At 64.3% G+C, this 19,039-nt stretch carries 16 protein-coding genes, 1 tRNA gene and 1 pseudogene; 8 read left to right on the forward strand and 10 right to left on the reverse strand.

Annotated elements, in window-relative coordinates; all coding sequences use genetic code 11:
• Positions 1–12 precede the first annotated feature (12 nt).
• From MUU56_RS30680 to cysN, 3 genes are read left to right on the forward strand one after another with little or no spacing between them, the layout of a single operon-like run.
• On the forward strand, positions 13–762 hold the full coding sequence (locus MUU56_RS30680) for a phosphoadenylyl-sulfate reductase (protein WP_245082386.1): 750 nt from the start codon (positions 13–15) through the stop codon (positions 760–762).
• A 46-nt stretch (positions 763–808) separates the two neighbouring features.
• Positions 809–1,762, forward strand: coding sequence for a sulfate adenylyltransferase subunit CysD (gene cysD / locus MUU56_RS30685; protein WP_245082390.1), 954 nt, complete (start codon positions 809–811; stop codon positions 1,760–1,762).
• Position 1,763: 1 nt separating this feature from the next.
• Positions 1,764–3,254: a sulfate adenylyltransferase subunit CysN gene (gene cysN, locus MUU56_RS30690; RefSeq protein ID WP_245082393.1), complete on the forward strand. Its 1,491-nt coding sequence runs from the start codon at positions 1,764–1,766 to the stop codon at positions 3,252–3,254.
• Positions 3,255–3,643: 389 nt separating this feature from the next.
• Here the strand turns inward: cysN and MUU56_RS30695 are convergent, their stop codons facing one another.
• From MUU56_RS30695 to MUU56_RS30705, 3 genes are all read right to left on the reverse strand, one after another.
• Entirely contained in the window at positions 3,644–4,960 is a 1,317-nt protein-coding gene (locus MUU56_RS30695) for an HlyD family type I secretion periplasmic adaptor subunit (RefSeq protein WP_245082396.1), read from the reverse strand.
• Between the two features lie 12 nt (positions 4,961–4,972).
• A complete protein-coding gene (locus tag MUU56_RS30700; RefSeq protein WP_245082399.1) occupies positions 4,973–6,703 on the reverse strand; it encodes a type I secretion system permease/ATPase in 1,731 nt (576 codons plus the stop codon).
• 213 nt (positions 6,704–6,916) lie between these two features.
• Positions 6,917–7,420 carry an MgtC/SapB family protein gene (locus MUU56_RS30705; RefSeq protein ID WP_245082402.1) on the reverse strand — a complete coding sequence of 168 codons (504 nt, stop codon included), beginning with the start codon at positions 7,418–7,420 and terminating at the stop codon, positions 6,917–6,919.
• 155 nt (positions 7,421–7,575) lie between these two features.
• On the opposite strand from MUU56_RS30705, the gene MUU56_RS30710 reads away from it, so the two are divergent.
• Positions 7,576–7,652, forward strand: a tRNA-Pro gene (locus tag MUU56_RS30710).
• Between the two features lie 508 nt (positions 7,653–8,160).
• Here the strand turns inward: MUU56_RS30710 and MUU56_RS30715 are convergent.
• From MUU56_RS30715 to MUU56_RS30730, 4 genes are all read right to left on the reverse strand, one after another.
• Positions 8,161–9,594 (reverse strand): coniferyl aldehyde dehydrogenase, encoded by a 1,434-nt coding sequence (locus MUU56_RS30715; protein ID WP_245082407.1) that lies wholly within the window; start codon positions 9,592–9,594, stop codon positions 8,161–8,163.
• Between the two features lie 55 nt (positions 9,595–9,649).
• Positions 9,650–10,486: an alpha/beta fold hydrolase gene (locus tag MUU56_RS30720; protein WP_245082410.1), complete on the reverse strand. Its 837-nt coding sequence runs from the start codon at positions 10,484–10,486 to the stop codon at positions 9,650–9,652.
• Positions 10,487–10,531: 45 nt separating this feature from the next.
• Positions 10,532–11,440 (reverse strand): hypothetical protein, encoded by a 909-nt coding sequence (locus tag MUU56_RS30725; protein WP_245082413.1) that lies wholly within the window; start codon positions 11,438–11,440, stop codon positions 10,532–10,534.
• A gap of 121 nt (positions 11,441–11,561) precedes the next feature.
• Positions 11,562–12,797 (reverse strand): NADH:flavin oxidoreductase/NADH oxidase family protein, encoded by a 1,236-nt coding sequence (locus tag MUU56_RS30730; protein ID WP_245082416.1) that lies wholly within the window; start codon positions 12,795–12,797, stop codon positions 11,562–11,564.
• Positions 12,798–12,882: 85 nt separating this feature from the next.
• Between MUU56_RS30730 and MUU56_RS30735 the strand changes: the two genes are divergently transcribed.
• On the forward strand, positions 12,883–13,368 hold the full coding sequence (locus MUU56_RS30735; protein ID WP_245082419.1) for a MerR family transcriptional regulator: 486 nt from the start codon (positions 12,883–12,885) through the stop codon (positions 13,366–13,368).
• A gap of 13 nt (positions 13,369–13,381) precedes the next feature.
• Here MUU56_RS30735 and MUU56_RS30740 read toward each other — a convergent pair whose 3' ends face one another.
• A complete protein-coding gene (locus MUU56_RS30740) occupies positions 13,382–14,065 on the reverse strand; it encodes a type 1 glutamine amidotransferase domain-containing protein (RefSeq protein WP_245082439.1) in 684 nt (227 codons plus the stop codon).
• Positions 14,066–14,412: 347 nt separating this feature from the next.
• Here MUU56_RS30740 and MUU56_RS30745 point away from each other — a divergent pair, with 347 nt between their 5' ends.
• From MUU56_RS30745 to MUU56_RS30755, 3 genes are all read left to right on the forward strand, one after another.
• Positions 14,413–16,248, forward strand: coding sequence for a methyl-accepting chemotaxis protein (locus tag MUU56_RS30745; RefSeq protein ID WP_245082421.1), 1,836 nt, complete (start codon positions 14,413–14,415; stop codon positions 16,246–16,248).
• 206 nt (positions 16,249–16,454) lie between these two features.
• Complete coding sequence (locus MUU56_RS30750; RefSeq protein ID WP_245082426.1) at positions 16,455–17,192, forward strand: SDR family NAD(P)-dependent oxidoreductase; 738 nt, start codon at positions 16,455–16,457, stop codon at positions 17,190–17,192.
• A gap of 131 nt (positions 17,193–17,323) precedes the next feature.
• On the forward strand, positions 17,324–18,067 hold the full coding sequence (locus MUU56_RS30755; RefSeq protein WP_245082429.1) for a FadR/GntR family transcriptional regulator: 744 nt from the start codon (positions 17,324–17,326) through the stop codon (positions 18,065–18,067).
• A 27-nt stretch (positions 18,068–18,094) separates the two neighbouring features.
• On the opposite strand, the gene MUU56_RS30760 is transcribed toward MUU56_RS30755, so the two are convergent.
• Positions 18,095–18,799, reverse strand: coding sequence for a carbonic anhydrase (locus tag MUU56_RS30760; protein WP_245082432.1), 705 nt, complete (start codon positions 18,797–18,799; stop codon positions 18,095–18,097).
• 21 nt (positions 18,800–18,820) lie between these two features.
• Positions 18,821–19,039, reverse strand: a pseudogene (locus MUU56_RS30765) (3-oxoadipyl-CoA thiolase); the annotation flags it as partial.

Consider the following 19,039-nt stretch of genomic DNA (forward strand, 5'->3'; position numbering starts at 1 on the left):
GCATGGAATGGAATGACTGCTCTCACCGGAAACGGGACCGCGCAGGCCCTCAATGACAAACTCGCCGAACTCGACCTTGCCGGACGCCTCGCGCTGGTGGCCGGGCTTGGCGGGCGTTCCGTCTTCACCACCAGCCTCGGCATCGAGGACCAGGTGATCACGGCGGCCATCGGCGCCGAGCGCCTCGGCATCGACGTCGTGACGCTGCAGACCGGCCGCCTCTTCAAGGAGACCGTCGACCTCATCGACGAGACCGAGGACCAGTACGGCATCACCATCACGCGTTATCATCCCCGCCAGGACGATATCGACGCCTATGCCGCGCAATACGGCCTCAACGGCTTCTACGAGAGCGTCGAGGCACGCCACGCCTGTTGCGGCGTGCGCAAGCTGAAGCCGCTTGCGCGCGCACTCGAAGGGGCATCCTTCTGGATCACCGGCCTTCGCCGCGGCCAGTCCGGCAACCGTGCCGACACGCCGTTCGCGGAGTTCGACGCCGAGCGCGGCCTGATCAAGATCAACCCGCTGGCCGACTGGGACATCGAGCGCATCAAGGCCTATGTCGCCGACAATGCGGTTCCGGTGAACCCGATGCACCGGCGCGGCTATCCCTCGATCGGCTGCGAGCCCTGTACGCGCGCCATCAAGCCCGGCGAGCCCGAGCGCGCCGGCCGCTGGTGGTGGGAGAACGACGAGAAGCGCGAATGCGGCCTGCATGTGCCGGAATCGGCGATCCCCTCCCTCGAATCGAGCGCCCTTTAAAGTTCATCCGCCCCGAGGGGCGCAGAAATCCGGAGTACCCCCTTTCATGTCCGATATCCGTCCCGAAGCGGAAGCGAAGCACAGCGCAACGCAGAAGCCGCCGCTCGATCCGCATCTGAAGGCGCTGGAAAACGAGGCGATCCACATCTTCCGCGAGGTGGCCGCCGAATTCGAGCGGCCGGTCATGCTCTATTCGATCGGCAAGGATTCCTCGGTCCTCCTGCATCTCGCGCGCAAGGCCTTCTATCCGGGCCGGGTGCCCTTCCCGCTGCTGCACGTCAACACGGGCTGGAAGTTCGCCGAGATGATCGCCTTCCGCGACAAGATCGTGAAGGACTACGATCTCGACCTGATCGAGCACATCAACCCGCGCGGCGCGGCGGAGAACGTCACGCCCTTCACGCACGGCTCGGCGCTCTATACCGACATCATGAAGACCGAGGCGCTGCGCCAGGCGCTCGACGCCGGCAAGTTCGACGCGGCCTTCGGCGGCGCGCGGCGCGACGAGGAAGCCTCGCGCGCCAAGGAACGCATCTACTCCTTCCGCACGCCCGACCACCGCTGGGACCCGCGCAACCAGCGCCCGGAGCTGTGGAACATCTACAACGGCATGATCCGCAACGGCGAGAGCGTGCGCGCCTTCCCGCTGTCCAACTGGACCGAGGTCGACATCTGGCGCTACATCCAGGCCGAGGACATCCCGATCGTGCCGCTCTATTTCGCGGAAAAGCGCCCCTATGTGGAGCGCGACGGCATGATGATCCTGGCCGAGGACCCGCGGCTCGAACTGCTTCCCGGCGAAGTGAAGCAGGAAGGCGTCATCCGCTTCCGCACGCTCGGCTGCTTCCCGCTGACCGGCGCCATCCGCTCCACCGCCACGACGCTCGACGACATCATCGCCGAGCTGGAGACGGCCACCGTCTCCGAACGCCAGGGCCGCGCGATCGACCGCGACCAGTCCGGCTCCATGGAAAAGAAGAAACGCGAAGGGTATTTCTGAGATGACCGTTTCCGCCACTGCAACCGCCGAGGTTTTCTCCTTGGAAGAAACGGCCCCTGATCACGCCCGCGCCATCCGCGATTCCCGCCCGCTTCGCCTCATCACCTGCGGCTCTGTCGACGACGGCAAGTCGACGCTGATCGGCCGCCTGCTCTGGGACACCAAGGCCGTCAAGGAAGACCAGGCCGCGACGCTCGAGCGCGACAGTTCCGGCAAGCAGAACGATCTCGGCCTGCCCGATTTCGCCCTCCTTCTCGACGGCCTGCAGGCCGAGCGCGAACAGGGCATCACCATCGACGTCGCCTATCGCTACTTCTCGACGGACCGCCGCGCCTTCATCGTCGCCGACACGCCCGGCCACGAGCAGTATACGCGCAACATGGCGACCGGCGCCTCCACGGCCGACCTTGCCGTTCTGCTGGTCGATGCGCGCGTCGGCATTCTCGAACAGACGCGCCGCCATGCCACCATCGCCTCGCTGATGGGCATCCGCCAGTTCGTGCTCGCGGTCAACAAGATCGACCTGACGCATTACGATCGCGCCCGCTTCGAGCAGATCACGCACGACTTCAAGGAATTCGCCCTGACGCTCGGCGTCAAGCAGATCACCGCCATACCGATGTCGGCGCTGAAGGGCGAGAACGTCGTCTATGACGGGCGCGCCGCCATGCCCTGGTATGACGGCCCGACGCTGGTCGAGACGCTGGAGAAGGCCACCACCCGCTCCAACCAGACGGTCGGCTTCCGCCTGCCGGTGCAGCGCGTCTCGCGCCCCGGCGAAAGCTTCCGCGGCTACCAGGGCACGGTCGCGGGCGGCTCGGTGAAGCCGGGCGACTCGGTCGTCGTCCTGCCCTCCGGCATGGTGGCGAACGTCACCAAGATCGTCACCTTCGACCTCGTGCGCAACGCCGCCGTCGCGGGCGACGCGATCACGCTGGTGCTCGACCGGCAGGTGGATGTGGCGCGCGGTGACATGATCGTCGCCATCGACAGCCAGCCGATGACCGGCCGCGGCTTCGACGCCCAGCTCGTCGCCCTCCAGCCGGACGGCATCGAGCCGGGCAAGCGCTACTGGCTGAAGAGCGGCTCGCGCCGCCAGCGTGTCAGCATCGAGCCGGTGAGCCAGCTCGACCTGAAAACCGCCAAGTGGGGTGCCGCGGACAGGCTCGGCATGAACGCCATCGGCAAGGTGCATCTCACCTTCGACGAGCAGGCGATCTTCGACACCTACGAGCAGAACCGCACGACCGGCGCCTTCATCCTGATCGACCCCGACACCAACAACACGGTGGCCGGCGGCATGATCACCGGCCGCCGCTCGGAGATCGGCGGCATCCACAAGGACGACCAGCGCGTGCTGCTCTCCCTGCCGGCCGACCTCGCCGAAAAGATCATGGCGACGGAGCTTTTCGCCAACCGCCGGCAGGATGTGGACGTGCGCCATACGAGTGCTGGGCGGGCGGCGGAGATTCTGGCCGATCTCGACGACTAGAATTTCGCCGTGGAGGCGGCCCCTCATCCCGCTGCCGCGACCTTCTCCCCGCAAGCGGGGAGAAGGGATATGCCGCACCGCCTCCGATTTTCGGGAAACCCTTGCCCCTTTTTCCTTCTCCCCGCTTGCGGGGAGAAGGTGCCGGCAGGCGGATGAGGGGCGGCTTCAGCTTCGAAAATAAAAAGGGGGCCGCAATCGGCCCCCTTTTACCATTCCGTATCCCGCTCAGAAGAAGAAGTACCAGAGCAGGAGGACGACGAAGAGCGGAACGCCCATCAACCAGAGGATCAAGGCCCGAGCCATAGAATTTTCCTTTCCCAAACCGATGTGTCGATCGGGAAACGGTCGTGGCGCCAAATTGTTCCATCAGGGGTTGGTGAAACACCCGCTCACCGCTCGCGGAACGCCTTGGCGAAATAGTCGGCGAGCGGCTTGATCAAATATTCCAGCGGCGAGCGCTCGGAGGTCTGGATGAAGGTCTCGACGGGCATGCCGGGCATGACATGCTTGTCGCCGAGCTTCGCCATCTCGCCGCTGTCCGGCTTGATCTCGGCCTTGTAGTAGGTGGCGCCGGTGCGCTGGTCGGCGAGCACGTCAGCGGCGACCTTCGTCACATGGCCGAAGATTTCCGGCGTCGAGCGGTGGTCGAAGGCGGCAAAGCGGATATGCGCCATCTGGCCGACATGGACCTGGTCGATCTGCGTCGGCGAGATCTGCGTTGTGATGATGAGGTCCTGTTCCTGCGGGATGATGTAGAGCAGCGGATCGGCCGGGCGGATGACCGAGCGCAGCGCGTGGACCTGCATGCCGAGCACGACGCCGGCCATCGGCGCGGTGATGTCCATGCGGCTCAGCGTCTCCAGCTTGGCGTTGCGGTTCTCCTTGAGCTCGGCGACCTTCGCCTCGATCTCGCGCAGCGCCGTCGTCGCCTCCTCGCGCACCGTCGAATGGATGTTGAGGATGGCGATCTCGATTTCGGCGACGCGGCCGGCATTTTCCGCGATGTTGGCGCGGGCCTGGCTGATCGTGCCGAGGATTTCCGCCTCCTCGCGCTGCAGTGCCAGCACGCGGCTGGCATTGGTCAGCGACTGGGCGAGCAGCTTGTTCTGGGCCTCCAGTTCCTTGCCGATCAGGCTGAGCTGGGTTTCCAGCGCCTTGATGCGGCTTTCCAGGCCCTCGTTCTGCTTGGCGATCTGCGCCTTCTTCTCCTGGAGCTGAGCGGCCTGCTTGCCGCGCGTTTCGGCGCGCGCCGCCATCAGCCGCTTCTGGCCGGCGACGATCTCGGCGGCCTCCGGATCGGTGGCGACGGCTTTCAGGAGCTCGGGATCGAAGCTGATCTCGGCCGTCTCGTCCTGCTCCGCCTGGAGGCGCGCGGCGGTGCCGAGCAGGCTGAAGAGTTGACCCTCGATGACGGCGAGCTCGGAGCGGTCGAAGGTGTCGTCGAGGCGCATCAGCACGTCGCCGGCCTTCACCGTGTCGCCTTCCTTGACGCGGATCTCGCCGACCACGCCGCCCGTCAGATGCTGCACGATCTGGCGGTTGCTGGCGACCTCGATGATGCCGCCGGCCACGACCGCGCCGTTGATGCGCGTCAGCGCCGCCCAGGCGCCCATGCCGCCGAGCAGCACGAAGACCGTCGCATAGCCGGCGATCGCATAGCCCCGGCTGGTCCACTTCTTGTCCTTGGCGCCCGTTTCGCGAACCATGGCTCTAAACCCTTACTTGTTGCTGCCGCCGGCACCGGCGACGACCTGCGTGTGGTTGCGCAGGTGCGCGCGCAGCACGTCGTCGCGCGGGCCGAAGGCCAGGCGCTGGCCGTTTTCCATGATGAGGATGAGCTCGCATTCCTCGATCGCCGCCGGCCGGTGCGCCATGATGACGACGGACTTGCCCTCCGCCTTCAGGTTGCGGATGGCAAGGTTCAGCGCCATCGAGCCCTCGGCGTCGAGGTTGGAGTTCGGCTCGTCGAGCACCACCAGCACCGGATCGCCATAGAGCGCGCGGGCAAGGCCGACGCGCTGCTTCTGGCCGCCGGAAAGGCGCCCGCCCATGGCCGGCAGCTTCGTGTCGTAGCCGTCCGGCAGGCGCAGGATCATGTCGTGCGCGCCGGCCTTCTTCGCCGCTTCCACCACCTTCACCGGGTCGGGATCGAGCGCCATGCGGGCGATGTTCTCCGCCACCGTGCCCTCGAACAGCACGACATCCTGCGGCAGGTAGCCGACATGGTCGGCAAGGCCGTCCGTGCCGTACTGCTCCAGCGAGGCGCCGTCGAGGCGCACCTTGCCGGCGGCCGGCGGCCAGATGCCGGTGAGCACGCGGGCGAGCGTCGACTTGCCGGAGGCGCTCTGGCCGATGACGCCGAGCGCCTGGCCGGGCCGGAGCTCGAAATTCAGCATGCGCAGCGTCGCGACCTGCTCGCCGGGCGGCACGACCGTTACCTGCTCGACCTCGAGGATGGCGCGCGGCTTCGGCAGCGCCGTGCGGGGATCGTCCTCCGGCACGCGCGCCAGGAGCTCGGACAGGTTGCGCCAGCCCTGCCCGGCGCGCTGGATCAGCGACCACTGGCCGATCGCCCCCTCGATGGGCGCCAGCGCCCGGCCGATGATGATGGAGCTGGCGATCATCGCGCCGGCGGTGATCTCGTTCTGCAGCACCAGATAGGCGCCGAGGGCCAGGATCGCCGACTGCAGGAAGACGCGGAAGGTCTTCGAGCTGATCGAATAGAAGCCGTTGCTGTCGGAATAGCGGATGTTGGCCTCGAGCGCCTTGTCGCGCAGGAGCTGCCAGCGGCCGGCGACGGCGCGGCGCATGCCGAGCGCCCGCACGGTGTCGCTCTCCTTCTGCAGCGTCTGGGTCATCTCGTCGCTGAGCCGGCCGGCGATCATCGCCCGCTCCTGGTCTTCCTTCGTGCCGTTCTGGTTGAGCCAGGTGAGCCCGACGAGGATGAGGCCGCCGACGATGCCGAGCACGCCCATCCAGGGATGGAAGGTGAAGATGACGAAGAGGAAGAACGGCGTCCACGGAATGTCGAAGACCGTGAAGAGCGCGGGCGAGGACAGCACCTTCTGGATCGCGTCGAGATCGCGCATGCCGGTGACGGTGGAAATGCCCTGGGCGTGCAGGTTCGTGCGGTCGAGCACGGCGTTGAAGACGCGCTTGTCGAAGCGCGCCTGGAAGCGGGCGCCGATGCGCGCGGCGACGCGGCTGCGGATATGGTCGAGCACGCCCATGACGAGATAGAGGCCGATGATGAGGCCGGTCAGCGCCACCAGCGTCGCCTCCGAGCGGGAGGAGAGCACCCGGTCGTAGATCTGCAGCATGAAGAGCGGCCCGGTCAGCACGAGCAGGTTCACGAAGAAGCTGAAGAGGCCGATGGCGAGGAAGCCCGTGGCGCTCGACTTCAGCGCCGCTCTGAGTTCCTCTATGCCGGCCTTGCCCGATGGACGCATGACAATGTCTCTTCAAAGATCGACGCCGGAGGCCGGCCGGCGGGCCGGCGGCATCCGGGCGGCGAAGGGCCACTCGACCGCCCCGCCGCAAGCGGCCGGATGCGGGGGCCGCCCGCATGGCTGCGCGCGTCCTCGTTTGAAGACGGTATAGGGCCCGATTTATTCGTAAATCAACAGAATTCCGACGAAACGCCTAAAACACAACTCGAACCGTCATGTTTTCCCGCCGTCCGCCGCCTTCGTGTCCTCGTCCTTCTTCATCTCGATCTTGGCGAGAATGAAGAGGACGACGAAGCAGGCAAAGGTCGCAACGACCGCGACGAACCAGTAGCCGAGGCCGACCGAAAGCCCGACGGCGCCGGCAAGCCACATGCCCGCCCCCGTCGTCAGCCCCTTCACCTCGCCGCGCGAGAAGACGATCATGCCCGCGGCGAGGAAGGCGACGCCGGAGGTGACCGCCTCGATGACGCGCAGCGGATCGATGCGCACCTGCTCGTCGGAAAAGCCGGCCATGTGTACGCTCTCGATGGACAGGATGGCGAAGACGCAGGCCGCCAGCGCCACGAGGATATGGGTGCGCAGCCCCGCGGCATGGTCGCGGTATTCCCGCTCCGCCCCGATCACCGCCCCGAGCAGGATCGCCCCCGCCATGCGGGCCAAAAGGACCGGATAGGGCACTTCGGTGCGGGGAAAGAGGTCGGCGATGATCTGTTCCATGGCTCGCCAAACGCGAAAGCCGCAGTCCGGTTCCCGCAGCGCCCCCGAAAAACAAAACGCCCGGCCTTCCGGCCCTTTCCCCAACGGCGCGAATTTTTTTGATATTTTGCGCTTGTCGAAACGAAAAGCCTGTTCTATAGAGGCGCCGCTGGTCACGGAGTGTAGCGCAGTCTGGTAGCGCACCACGTTCGGGACGTGGGGGTCGAGTGTTCGAATCACTCCACTCCGACCAGCGGAAATCCTTATATATCAAGGGTTTTCGGCCATCCCGAGGGCCAACTAAAACCTTCCCGCCCGAGAACTGACAGAATCCCCTCGCCGGCCGCGTGGCGGTCGAAGAGAAAAGGGCCTTTCCTGACTAATTGGCCTGCCTGGAGGCAACAAAGTTCTTAGACGCGCCGCCATTGGCGGGAGCTTGGAGCATAACGTCTCCATTGGGGCCGACAGCGGCCTGCCCGCTTTTCGATTAATATTGGCGATAGGCTGCCATTCAGTGTCTGGCCTGCAAGCAAGCCACGGCTTATGCACAACCTTTGTATTATCCAACAAGCTTGCTTGCTCCGGGGGAACCTCAGACTTAGTGTCTTATCAGATCAACTTCTGGGGGTAGAAATGCAGCCCGACTCGTTTCAACACCGCGTGTGGTAGTGGGTCGTCGCATGCTTCCCTAAATCCGCGCACCTCAACGTGCGGGAGCGGATCGGTCCGTAGGACGACTAGCCATGCTTGGCTTTCGAATCTCATTTTCCTGAGTCCAGCGTCACCCTGAGGGCCAAATCGACGAGCCTGCCGAACGGCGCGCGCAGCAGGCTCGGCAGGTTCCAGCGGCCCTGGACGAAGACACCCTTGGCGTGGCTCATGGTGCGGAACCCCTCGATGCCGTGATAAGCGCCCATGCCACTCGGGCCGATCCCGCCGAACGGCAGATCGTCCTGCGCGACATGGATCATGGTGTTGTTGATGCCGACATTGCCCGACGTGGTGCGCGTCAGGACCCTCTCGCGGTCCGCGCCTTCGTCACCGAAATAGTAGAGTGCCAGCGGACGGGGCCGTGCGTTCACGTAGTCGATAACCTCGTCGATCGTGCGATAGGTCGTGACCGGAAGGAGCGGGCCGAATATCTCCTCCTGCATGATCGCTGCATCGTCTCCGGCGCCCACGATCAGCGTCGGCGCCAGCGTGCGCGCTCGGTCTGCGGAACGCTCCGGAGTGACGCCGACCTCGATGACTCGTGCGCCCCTGGTTCGGGCATCCTCGATCAGGCCACGCAGCCGATCGTAATGACGATCGTTGACGATGGAGGTGTAATCGTCGCTCGTCGGCCCGTCGGGATAGGCACGCGCCACACTCACGCCAAACTGGGCGATGAACGTGTCGAGATCATCTTCGTGAATCATCGCGTAGTCCGGTGCGACGCAGGTCTGGCCGGCATTCGACAACTTGCCGAAGACGATGCTTGCCATCGTCCGATCGTCGACATGGCCGCGTTCGACGATGACCGGGCTCTTTCCACCGAGTTCGAGCGTCACCGGCACGAGATTGTCGCTCGCCGCCTTCATCACCTTGCGGCCGACCGGCGTGCTGCCGGTGAAGAGCAGATGATCGAACGGCAGGCCGCTGAACGCCGCACCGATCTCCGGGCCGCCGAGCACGACGGCGACCTCATCGGCCGGAAAGACCTCTTCGAGCATCCTGCGGATGGTCTCGCTGGTGCGCGGGGTCAGTTCCGACGGTTTCAGCATCGCACGGTTGCCGGCGGCGAGCGCGGTCGCAAGCGGGATGATCGTCAACGAGAACGGATAGTTCCATGGCGCCATCACCCCGATGACGCCTTTCGGCTGATACTCCACATAGGCGCGGCCGGCGCGATAGAACAGGCCGACATGCCGGCGCTCCGGCTTCATGAAGCGCCGCAGATTGCGGATGAGATAGTCGATGGTCTGGATCACGCCGACGGTTTCCATGATGTCGGTCTCGTGGCGCGAACGATGCCCGAAATCCGCGCTGATGGCCTCCGCCACCTCGCGCCGATGCGCGAGCACGGCGGAGCGCAGGCGTTTCAGCCGGGCCTTGCGATCGGCAAGGGTCGGCGGTCCTTCCTTGAGGAAGGCGGAACGCTGGCGGTCGAGCAGAGCCGCCATATCGAAGCTGGGATCGGGGTGGGCCGGAATCATATCGTCCATCTCTTGAAATGGCGCGCGCCGAAGCCGGTCCGGCGCGCGTTTCGCTTCAACCTTTTATGAATGCGAGCAGATCGGCATTGATCACATCGGCGTTCACCGTAAGCATCCCGTGCGAGAATCCGGGATAGATGATCAACTTGCTGTTCTGCAGGAGCTTGTCCTGCATGATCGCCGCCGCCTTGTAGGGGACCACCTGGTCGTCGTCGCCCTGCATCACGAGGGTCGGCACGGTGATCGCCTTCAGGTCCTCGGTCTGGTCGGTTTCCGAGAACGCCTTGATGCCCTCGTAATGCGCCTTGGCGCTGCCCATCATGCCCTGGCGCCACCAGTTCTCGATAACGCCCTGTGAGGGTTCTGCGCCCGGCCGGTTGTATCCGTAGAAGGGTCCGCTTGGCACGTCGAGGAAGAATTGCGCGCGGTTCGCGGCCAGCGCGGCGCGGAAACCGTCGAACACTTCGATCGGCGTCCCATCCGGATTGCTTTCGGTCTTGACCATCAGTGGCGGCACGGCGCTGACCAGCACCGCCTTGGCGACACGCCCCTGCGGCTGGCCATACTGCGCGACGTAACGCGCCACCTGCCCGCCACCGGTCGAATGGCCGATATGGATGGCGTTGCGAAGATCGAGATGCTCGGCGACCGCCGAGGCATCGGCGGCATAGTGGTCCATGTCATGGCCATCGCTGACCTGGCTCGAACGACCATGGCCGCGCCGGTCATGCGCGACGACGCGGAAGCCTTCCTTGAGGAAGAACAGCATCTGGTTGTCCCAATCGTCCGCGCTGAGCGGCCAACCGTGGTGGAAGTGGATCGGCTGCGCGTCCTTCGGACCCCAATCCTTGTAGAAAATCTCGGTTCCGTCCTTTGTTTTGACATAGGCCATGACGACTTCTCCTCTGTTGATGGGTGCAACCCGGTGATGTGGTCTTCAAATGGCAGGCAGGGCCTGTAGCGAGCGCGGCAGGTGCAAGACCATCTGCGCATCCTTAACGACGTCGAACCGCAAGATGGTTCCCACCCCCAGGCCATCCAGCAACTGGCTGATCGGACCACCGGCGCGCGACAGTTTCACGTCACGCGGAAACAGTGTCCGGGCGAACTCGATCGGATTGGTCACGAACTGCGTCTGACGCCACTCACCGTCCACCAGCCCGATAGAGGTGTTGGTCGAGAGGCGCGACTGCGACGGTATCCGGCGCAGTGCCGGCAACGGCGCGGTCAATGCCACATCCGGTCTGCCGTCCGTTGCCGCAATACTCGCCGAGACGCCTTTCGAGGAGATGTCGAGCTGTATGCCGGTGAGCCATTTCGGCAGCTGGTAGCCATGGACCCCGCGCACGCGGGCGATCTCGGTATCGACCGGAAGCGCCAGCACATGCGCAAAGAAGCTCTGCCGCCGCATCGAGCCGAGCAGTTCCAGCGCATGCGGCCCGCGCGCTCCCGGCCGGCGGATGACGACGGCGACCGAGACTTCGTTATAGGGATCGTTGTCGCAGACCGCATAGGAGAAGAAGGTGAGCGCCACGAGCCCGTATCCCGGCAGCGCGCGCAGCGGCTCGAGCTGCCCCGGCAACATCGCGCGGATCTTCTTCACCGGTGCGAGCATCAAAGCCTGCACGTTGCTGGTGCGGTAATAGAAGTTCGGCGCCCATGTGGGGCCGATCCGCGAGGGGACCATTACTTTCGGGATGCGCCGGAAGAAATCGATATTGCCGGCGGCCGGGTCTTTCGCCACCGCGTCGAGATCGGGATTGGAGCCAAAGCGGTCGTAGTAACCGCCTTTCGGCACCATGACCTTGTGACCGCCAAAATCGACTTCCGTGAATTCATCAGCCATGAACGACGACTTTCCTCAATAATGCGCTCATTCTGCGAGCGGATGGTAACGTTAAAGTCCAGTTTAAGGTCAAGGGCCGCGCACGGCGCTCACTGACGGATGCGATTTCGCCAGCCGGCGGTCAGGCTGCCTTCCGCGCAGCCATCCAGCGCCGATACTGACGGGCACTACGCTTTGCGGATACCTGCGCGGTGAGCAGCGCCCAGACCGGCGACACATTCGGCGCCGTGCGACGGCGACGGCTGAGACGCACCAACTGGTAGCGGACAGCGGCCATATGCGCCGAGGATGCGATCGGCTTGTTCTTCCAGGTGATCGGCTTCAGCGTCGGAGCGTCGTTTTTCCCGAGCTTCCAGTTGCGCGGCAGGTTCGGTTCGATGGCGAGCGCGGTGGCGATCCCTGCCATGGCCACGCCGCTTTCGATCACCGTCTCCGCCACCTCGCGACGCTTGATGCCGCCCGTGACCATCAGCGGCATCGTCGCGACCTCGCCGATCTTGCGTGCGAATTCGAGGAAGTAGGCTTCGCGCGCCAAGGTGCGATCATCGCGCGCCGCACCCATCATCGCCGGCGCTTCATAGCTGCCGCCCGACAATTCGACGAGATCGACGCCGAGGTTGCCAAGCATCGCGACCACGGCCTGCGCCTCTTCCGGCGAGAAACCGCCGCGCTGGAAATCGGCCGAGTTGAGCTTGACCGCCACCGCAAAGCTTGGCGAGACGACCGCGCGCACACTGCGAACGATATCCAGCAAAAGGCGGGCACGGTTTTCGAGGCTTCCGCCCCAGCGATCCTTGCGATGGTTGGCGAGCGGGGAGAGGAACTGGCTCAGGAGATAGCCATGGGCCGCATGGATCTCGACGCCGGTAAAGCCCGCGCGTTCCGCCAGCACCGCGGTGTTGACGAAGCGACGTTCGACCTCGGCGATGTCGGCGGGCGTCATCTCGCGCGGCACGGGGAAGACCTTGGACTGCGCGCCGAGATCGAGTGCGACCGCGGACGGAGCCAATGTCGGCTGGCCGAGCCCGGCGGGCATCTGACGGCCGGGATGATTGATCTGCATCCAGACCTGGCCGCCGCCCGAGCGCGCGACGTCCGCCCATGTCTTGAAGCGGTCGAGGTAACGGTCGTCTTCCAGGACGACACCGGCCGGGCCGGTCATGGCGCGTGCGTCGATCATCACATTGCCGGTGATGATGAGCCCGGATCCACCCTCGGCCCACGCACGATAGAGGCTGATGAGCTCGGCGGACGGTGCGTGGTCGCCGTCCGCCATATTCTCTTCCATCGCAGCCTTGGCGATGCGGTTCGGGATAGTAGCGCCATTGGGCAGCGTCAGCGGGGAAAACAGGGACATGAGAAGATCTCCAAATTAGATTTGGACAGACCTTAACGTTTAAGCTAACTTTATGGTCAAGACACTTTCTGAAGGATTTTTGCAGATGAACATCGGTGAACTGGCAAAGCGCACGGGGCTGACGAATTCGCGCATCCGCTTCTATGAAAGCGCGGGCCTCCTGAAGACGGTCGACCGCCGCCCGAACGGTTATCGCACCTATCCGCCGGAAGCGGTGATGGTGCTCGAACTGATCACCACCGCCCAGGCCGCCGGCTTCAGCCTCGATGAAATCCGCACGCTCCTGCCGCCCGACCTGGATCGGTGGGACCACGGCAGCCTGGTCGAGGCGCTCCGCCGCAAGGTCGCGGATATCGAGGCGCTGGAAATGCGGCTGGCCCGGAGCAAGGCGCAGCTCGTCGCGCTCCTTGAGGATATCGAGGCAAAGCCCGGCGACATGGACTGCGCCGCCAATGCGCGACGGGTTCTGTCCCGCATGCTCGGCAAGGATGTGGAAGGGCCGACCCTTGAGGCCGACGACACGAAGCTTCTCGGCAAGGCGGGCCGCCGCCGTTCAGTCAAAGCCGGTTAGGCACACGGCATTCTCAGAGAAGCGCGGCCACTTTCTCCGCCGTCGCCTTGGCCGAGAAGGGATTCTGCCCCGTCACCAGGCGGCCGTCCACCACGACATGGGAGACGAAGGGCAGCAGGGCCTTCTCGTACAAGGCGCCGCGCTTCTTCATCTCCGCCTCCGCATTATAGGGCATCTTCCGCGCAACCCCGGCCAGGATCTCTTCCGTCCAGGAAAAGCCCGTGATCCTACGCTTCGCGACCAGAAGGCTGCCGTCGGACAGGCGCGTGTTCAGCAGGCCGCAATAGCCATGGCAGACCGAGGAGACGACCCCGCCCTGCTCCCAGATGGCGCGCGTGATCCGCTGCAATCCTTCGTCATCCGGGAAATCCCACATGACCGCGTGTCCGCCGGTGAAATAGATGGCATCGTATCCGGCCGGATCGATCTCCTCAGGCCGCGCCGTCGAGGCCAGAAGCGCCATCCGTTCGGGATCATCCAGCCAGGCCTTGGCGGAGGTATCGAGGAGCGGCCATTTGAGGGCGCGCGGCTCCAGCGGCGACATGCCGCCTTTCGGGCTGACGATATGCTGCTCATAGCCGCGCGCCGCGAACACATCCCACGCATGGGTCAGTTCAGACAGCCAGAGGCCGGTCGGATGCGACGGATCGGTGTAGTGGGCAACGTTGCTGACCACATGGAGAACGCGCTTGCTCATCGTCACGAACCCTTCCTGCCTGTAGAGGCCGCAGAAAAGACCGAACCATAACCTTCAACCAAGGCTAAGGGTCAAGCTCCGCCCTCTCTAGATCATCGCGCCGTCGAATGTGAAAAACCACGACGAAAAAGGGCAACTCCGTGCGAATATCGAACTTCGTTCACGCCGGTCGTCTTTGTACTTTTCGCGCCTCCCGGAATTAAAATTTTATTCAGGCGTCAAGCATCAGTGTAATCCCATAGCGTAATGCTCGCGCTCATCTTGCGCAGGATGCGTGCTCTCGAAATCAATATTTCCTCTGACCGGCTCCCATCGGGAGACTTCGGCTGCCTGAAAGTGTGTCGACTATGAAGAATCTGAGAATATCCCGCCAATTGCTGTGCATGGTCGCCGTTCTCATGGCGGCCTTCGCCGCAGTGACCTACTATCAGGTCCGAACCTCCATCAGCGCCATCTACAAGGAGCGTTACGATATGCTCCGCACGCAGGTGGAATCGGGGCTCTCCATCCTGCAGCTTTACCACGACCGCGAGAAAACGGGTGAACTCAGCCGTGAAGAGGCCCAGCGCCAGGCTTATGCAATCGCCGCCGCCGTGACGTTCGAGCCGGCGGGCTATCTTTGGGCATTCGACTCCGGCATCACGGTCCGGTTCCACTACAATGCCCCGCTTGTCGGCATGAACTTCAAAGGCCAGCCGGACAAGAAAGGCAACCTGTTCCGCGAGGACATGCTCGAAAAAGCGCAAGCCGGCGGGGGCATCACCCTCTATTACTGGGAGAAGCCGGGCGAGCCAGCCGGTGAATTTTTCGAGAAGGCAACCTATTCCCGCATCTTCGAACCCTGGCAGATCGTCGTCGCGACGGGCGTCTATACCGACGACCTGGAGGCGGAGATCAACAAGACGATCCTGGAAGTTACCGCCGCCTGGCTCGTCGCCTTCCTCCTTTCGCTTGCGGCCGCATTCATCGTGATGCGCAACATCACGAAGCCGCTCGCCGCCGTTCATGCCGCCCTGCAGGCCGTCGCCGATGAAGACGTCGAAACGGCTATCCCGCATACCGGTATGTCGAACGAGGTCGGCACCATGGCGAAGGCCACGCAGGCCCTGCAGGAAAAAATCCGCGAGCGCCATGCCATGGCCGAACGCGAGGAACGCCAGCGGCAGGAACTCGAGCGCGAGCGCCAGCAGAATTACGAACTGCAGGAAAGAGATGCGGCAAGCCAGGCACGCGTGGTCACGGCGATCGGCGAAGCCCTGGAGAGGCTCGCGACAAGCGACCTCACGGTCCGATGCGGGGACCTCGGCCCGTCCTATGAAACCCTTCGCGCCAATTTCAATCAAGCGCTCGACCATCTCGAAGCCGCCATGACGAAGGTCAACGCGAAGGGGATCGACATCGGCGGGGCCAAGGAGGAAATCCGCCGGGCCTCCAACGAACTGTCTCAGCGCACCGAACGCCAGGCCGCCAACCTCGAGGAGACGTCAGCCGCCCTCGATGAACTGACCGTTACCGTGCGGCAGACGGCCGAGGGGGCAAGCGATGCCTCCCAGCGCGTGAAATCGGTCAGCGCCGAGGCCAGCCGGTCCGACCTGATCGTGGCGGAAGCGATCGAGGCAATGAACGACATCGAGACCTCGTCCGAAGAAATCTCCAAGATCATCGGCGTCATCGACGAGATCGCGTTCCAGACAAACCTGCTCGCCCTCAATGCGGGGGTCGAAGCCGCCCGCGCCGGCGACTCCGGCAAGGGCTTTGCAGTCGTCGCACAGGAGGTGCGGGAACTCGCCCAGCGATCCGCAGCCGCCGCTAAGGAGATAAAGGACCAGATTTCCCGCTCCTCCGGCCAGGTGCAGAACGGTGTGCGCCTCGTCCGGGAAACGGGCGAGGCCCTGAAGCGCATTTCCGGGCAGGTTACCGCTGCCAGCGACATCGTCGGAAAGATCGCCTATTCCGCTTCGGAGCAGGACGTGACGCTTCGCTCGATCTCCACGTCGCTGAACCAGCTCGACGCAGCCACGCAACGCAATGCCGCCATGGCGGAGGAAACCACGGCCTCGGCAGAGGCCCTCGCCGCCGACACTGACGAACTTCTCGGCCTCATCCGGTCGTTCCGCGTCAGCCGTTTCGATGCCGGCACGGACCTCCATGAGCTGTCGCAGCGCATGCGCAAGGCGAGTTGACGGCGAGCCGGGCGGCGTCTTGCCCATCGGCAGGCCGCCGCCCCGACAGCATGGTCATGGATTTCTCGGGGCGGAATCGCATTAAGCGGGCCGCCTCATGTCGATTCCACGCCACGGCATGGCACTACGCCCTTGACTTCCCGCCCTTCATAGAGCGACTGTCGGACAATAGGTCAATATGTTACATTCTGTGATGAAAAGGGACGATGAGCGGACGCTGCTTTGTCGTGACCGGCGCCTCAAGCGGGCTCGGTGAACATTTCTCCCGCACCCTGGCGGCCGAGGGCCATCGGGTCGTGATGCTGGCGCGCAGGAGCGAGGTCCTCGCGCGCATCGCACAAGACATCGCCGCGGCCGGCGGGACTGCGGAAAGCATAGCCGTGGATGTTGCAGATGCCGGCTCCGTCCAGTCGGCTTTCGAGCGGATCGACGGCAAGATCGACGTGCTGGTGAACAATGCCGGCGTCAGCGTCGAGACATTCGCCCTGGACACGAGTCCCGAGGACCTTGACCGCGTTATCGACACGAATTTGAAGGGCGTCTTTCTCGTCGCGCAGGCAGCTGCCCGGAGGATGCAGCAAACCGGGGGCGGAGCGATCGTCAACGTTGCCTCGATCCTCGGCCTGCGGGTTGCAAGCGGGCTCGCCGCCTATGCGGCATCGAAAGCAGCCGTCATGCAACTCACCAGGTCCCTCGCCCTTGAATGGGCTCGCCGCGGCATCAGGGTCAACACCCTTTGCCCCGGCTATATCGAGACGCCGTTGAACCGGGAGTTCTTCGCGACGGAGGCGGGGCAGAGATTGATCAAGCGGATTCCGCAGGGACGGCTGGGCCGGATGGCCGATCTCGACGAACCGCTGCGGCTGCTGTGTTCGGACCACGCGACATATATCACCGGCACCGCTCTTGCGGTTGACGGAGGCCATCTCGTTTCCGGACTTTGACGCCCTCGTCGGCAGTGAAACCGGCTGACATTCACGGTTGCTGCGATTAAGCTGCAATTTCAACCAAAAGACCACAGTATTCGAGAAACGGAGCATAGCCGCGGATGGCAACTTCACCGCCAGAGCCCACCTTGATCCAGATCGACCGCGATCCGACCTACAAGAGGGTCGCCAAGGCGATCGAGCAGGCGATCATGAGTGGCCGGCTCAAATCGGGCGACAAGCTTCCCACGGAGACGGAACTGGCCGCGCAGCTCGGCGTCAACCGCTCGACGGTCCGCGAAGGGATCAGGGCGCTGGAAAACTCCGATCTGGTAACGCGGGTCGGCGGCAAGCGGCTGGTCGTACAGGTTCCGCAGGCCAGCGAGATCGCGCGCGTCAACACGCGCGCGCTCGGGCTCATGCATGTCAGCTTCCTCGACCTGTGGGAGATGCAGCTTCAGATCGAACCGTTCGCCGCCCATGCGGCCGCGCAAAGGATAGAGCCGGAGGTAAGGGAGGCGCTGCGCGAGAACGTCGCCCGCCTGAACGAGCATATCGAGGATGACGACAAGGTCATCGAGTACGATATCGAGTTTCACCGGCTCGTCGCGCAGGCCGCCTCCAATGCCGTGCTCGGCCTGGTCAGCGAACCGATCCGGATGTTGCTCTTCTCCGCCACGGTCGGCCTTTATGACGCGGTCCCCCAGGCGCGCCACCGTCTGCTTGCCGCGCATCGGTCGATCCTCGCAGAGATCGAAAGAGGAGACAGCCGGGCGGCGCAACATTGGATGGCGCGCCACATAGAAGACTTCAAACGCGGGTATGAAGTCGCCGGTTTCGACCTGCATGCACCGATCCCGATAGACCCGCGCCGGCAGGAGCAACTTGGATAACGCGGCGGGGGTGCAGCAAGCGAATGCTCACGCCGATGCCCTGACGCGTCCGGATGCTGTGTTGAGGAGCGGCTCTTCCGTCATGCCGATGCCGTCGGCATCCGGACGACGGAAATCACCGGTCCTGTCGTCCATCACCCAGAGCTCGCCGGTCGAGATGTCGAACCAGGCTCCATGGACGCGCACCTTACCCTGTTCTTCCAGGGCGCGGACATAGGGAAAGGTGCGAAGGTTGTTGATCGAGTTTCGGATCGACACGCGCTCCAAAGCCGTCTGACGTTCTCCTTGAGTCATCAGGTGCGTGCCCTTTATCTGTGCAGCAGCCGGTTGCAGAAGGGCCATCCATCGGCCGATGAAATCGCCGGGCGACAGGGGCTCGGCGGCGGGGTCGAGCGCTGCCTTGATGCCGCCGCACCGTCCATGCCCCATGACGACGATGTTTTCGATCTTCAGGACCTGGATCGCATATTCGAGCGCCGCCGAGGTGGCATGGAAATGGCCGTCCGGCTCATAGGGCGGCACCATGTTGGCGACATTTCGGACGACGAAGAGCTCACCAGGGCCACAATCGAAAATTGTCTCCGGCGCAGAACGGGAATCGCAGCAGGCAATGACGAGCGTGTGCGGCGCCTGCCCGTCCTCCGCCAGCGTACGGTAGCGGCAGCGTTCATGGATAAACCGCCGCTCCATGAAATTGCGGTAGCCTCTCAAAAGGATATCCGGAAAGCCCATCCTGTCGCCCCTCTTCCGCCGTCAGACCCGCTCCAGCGCGACGGCGATGCCCTGTCCGACGCCGATGCACATGGTGGAGAGCGATCGTTTGCCGCCGGTGAGGCTGAGTTCGAGCGCGGCGGTACCGGTGATGCGGGCGCCGGACATGCCGAGGGGATGGCCCAGCGCGATGGCGCCGCCGTTCGGATTGACGTGGCCGGCGTCGTCGGCGATGGCGAGCTGGCGCAGCGTCGCCAGGCC

The sequence above is a fragment of the Shinella yambaruensis genome, from assembly GCF_022899355.1.
Taxonomy (GTDB): Bacteria; Pseudomonadota; Alphaproteobacteria; order Rhizobiales; family Rhizobiaceae; genus Shinella; species Shinella yambaruensis.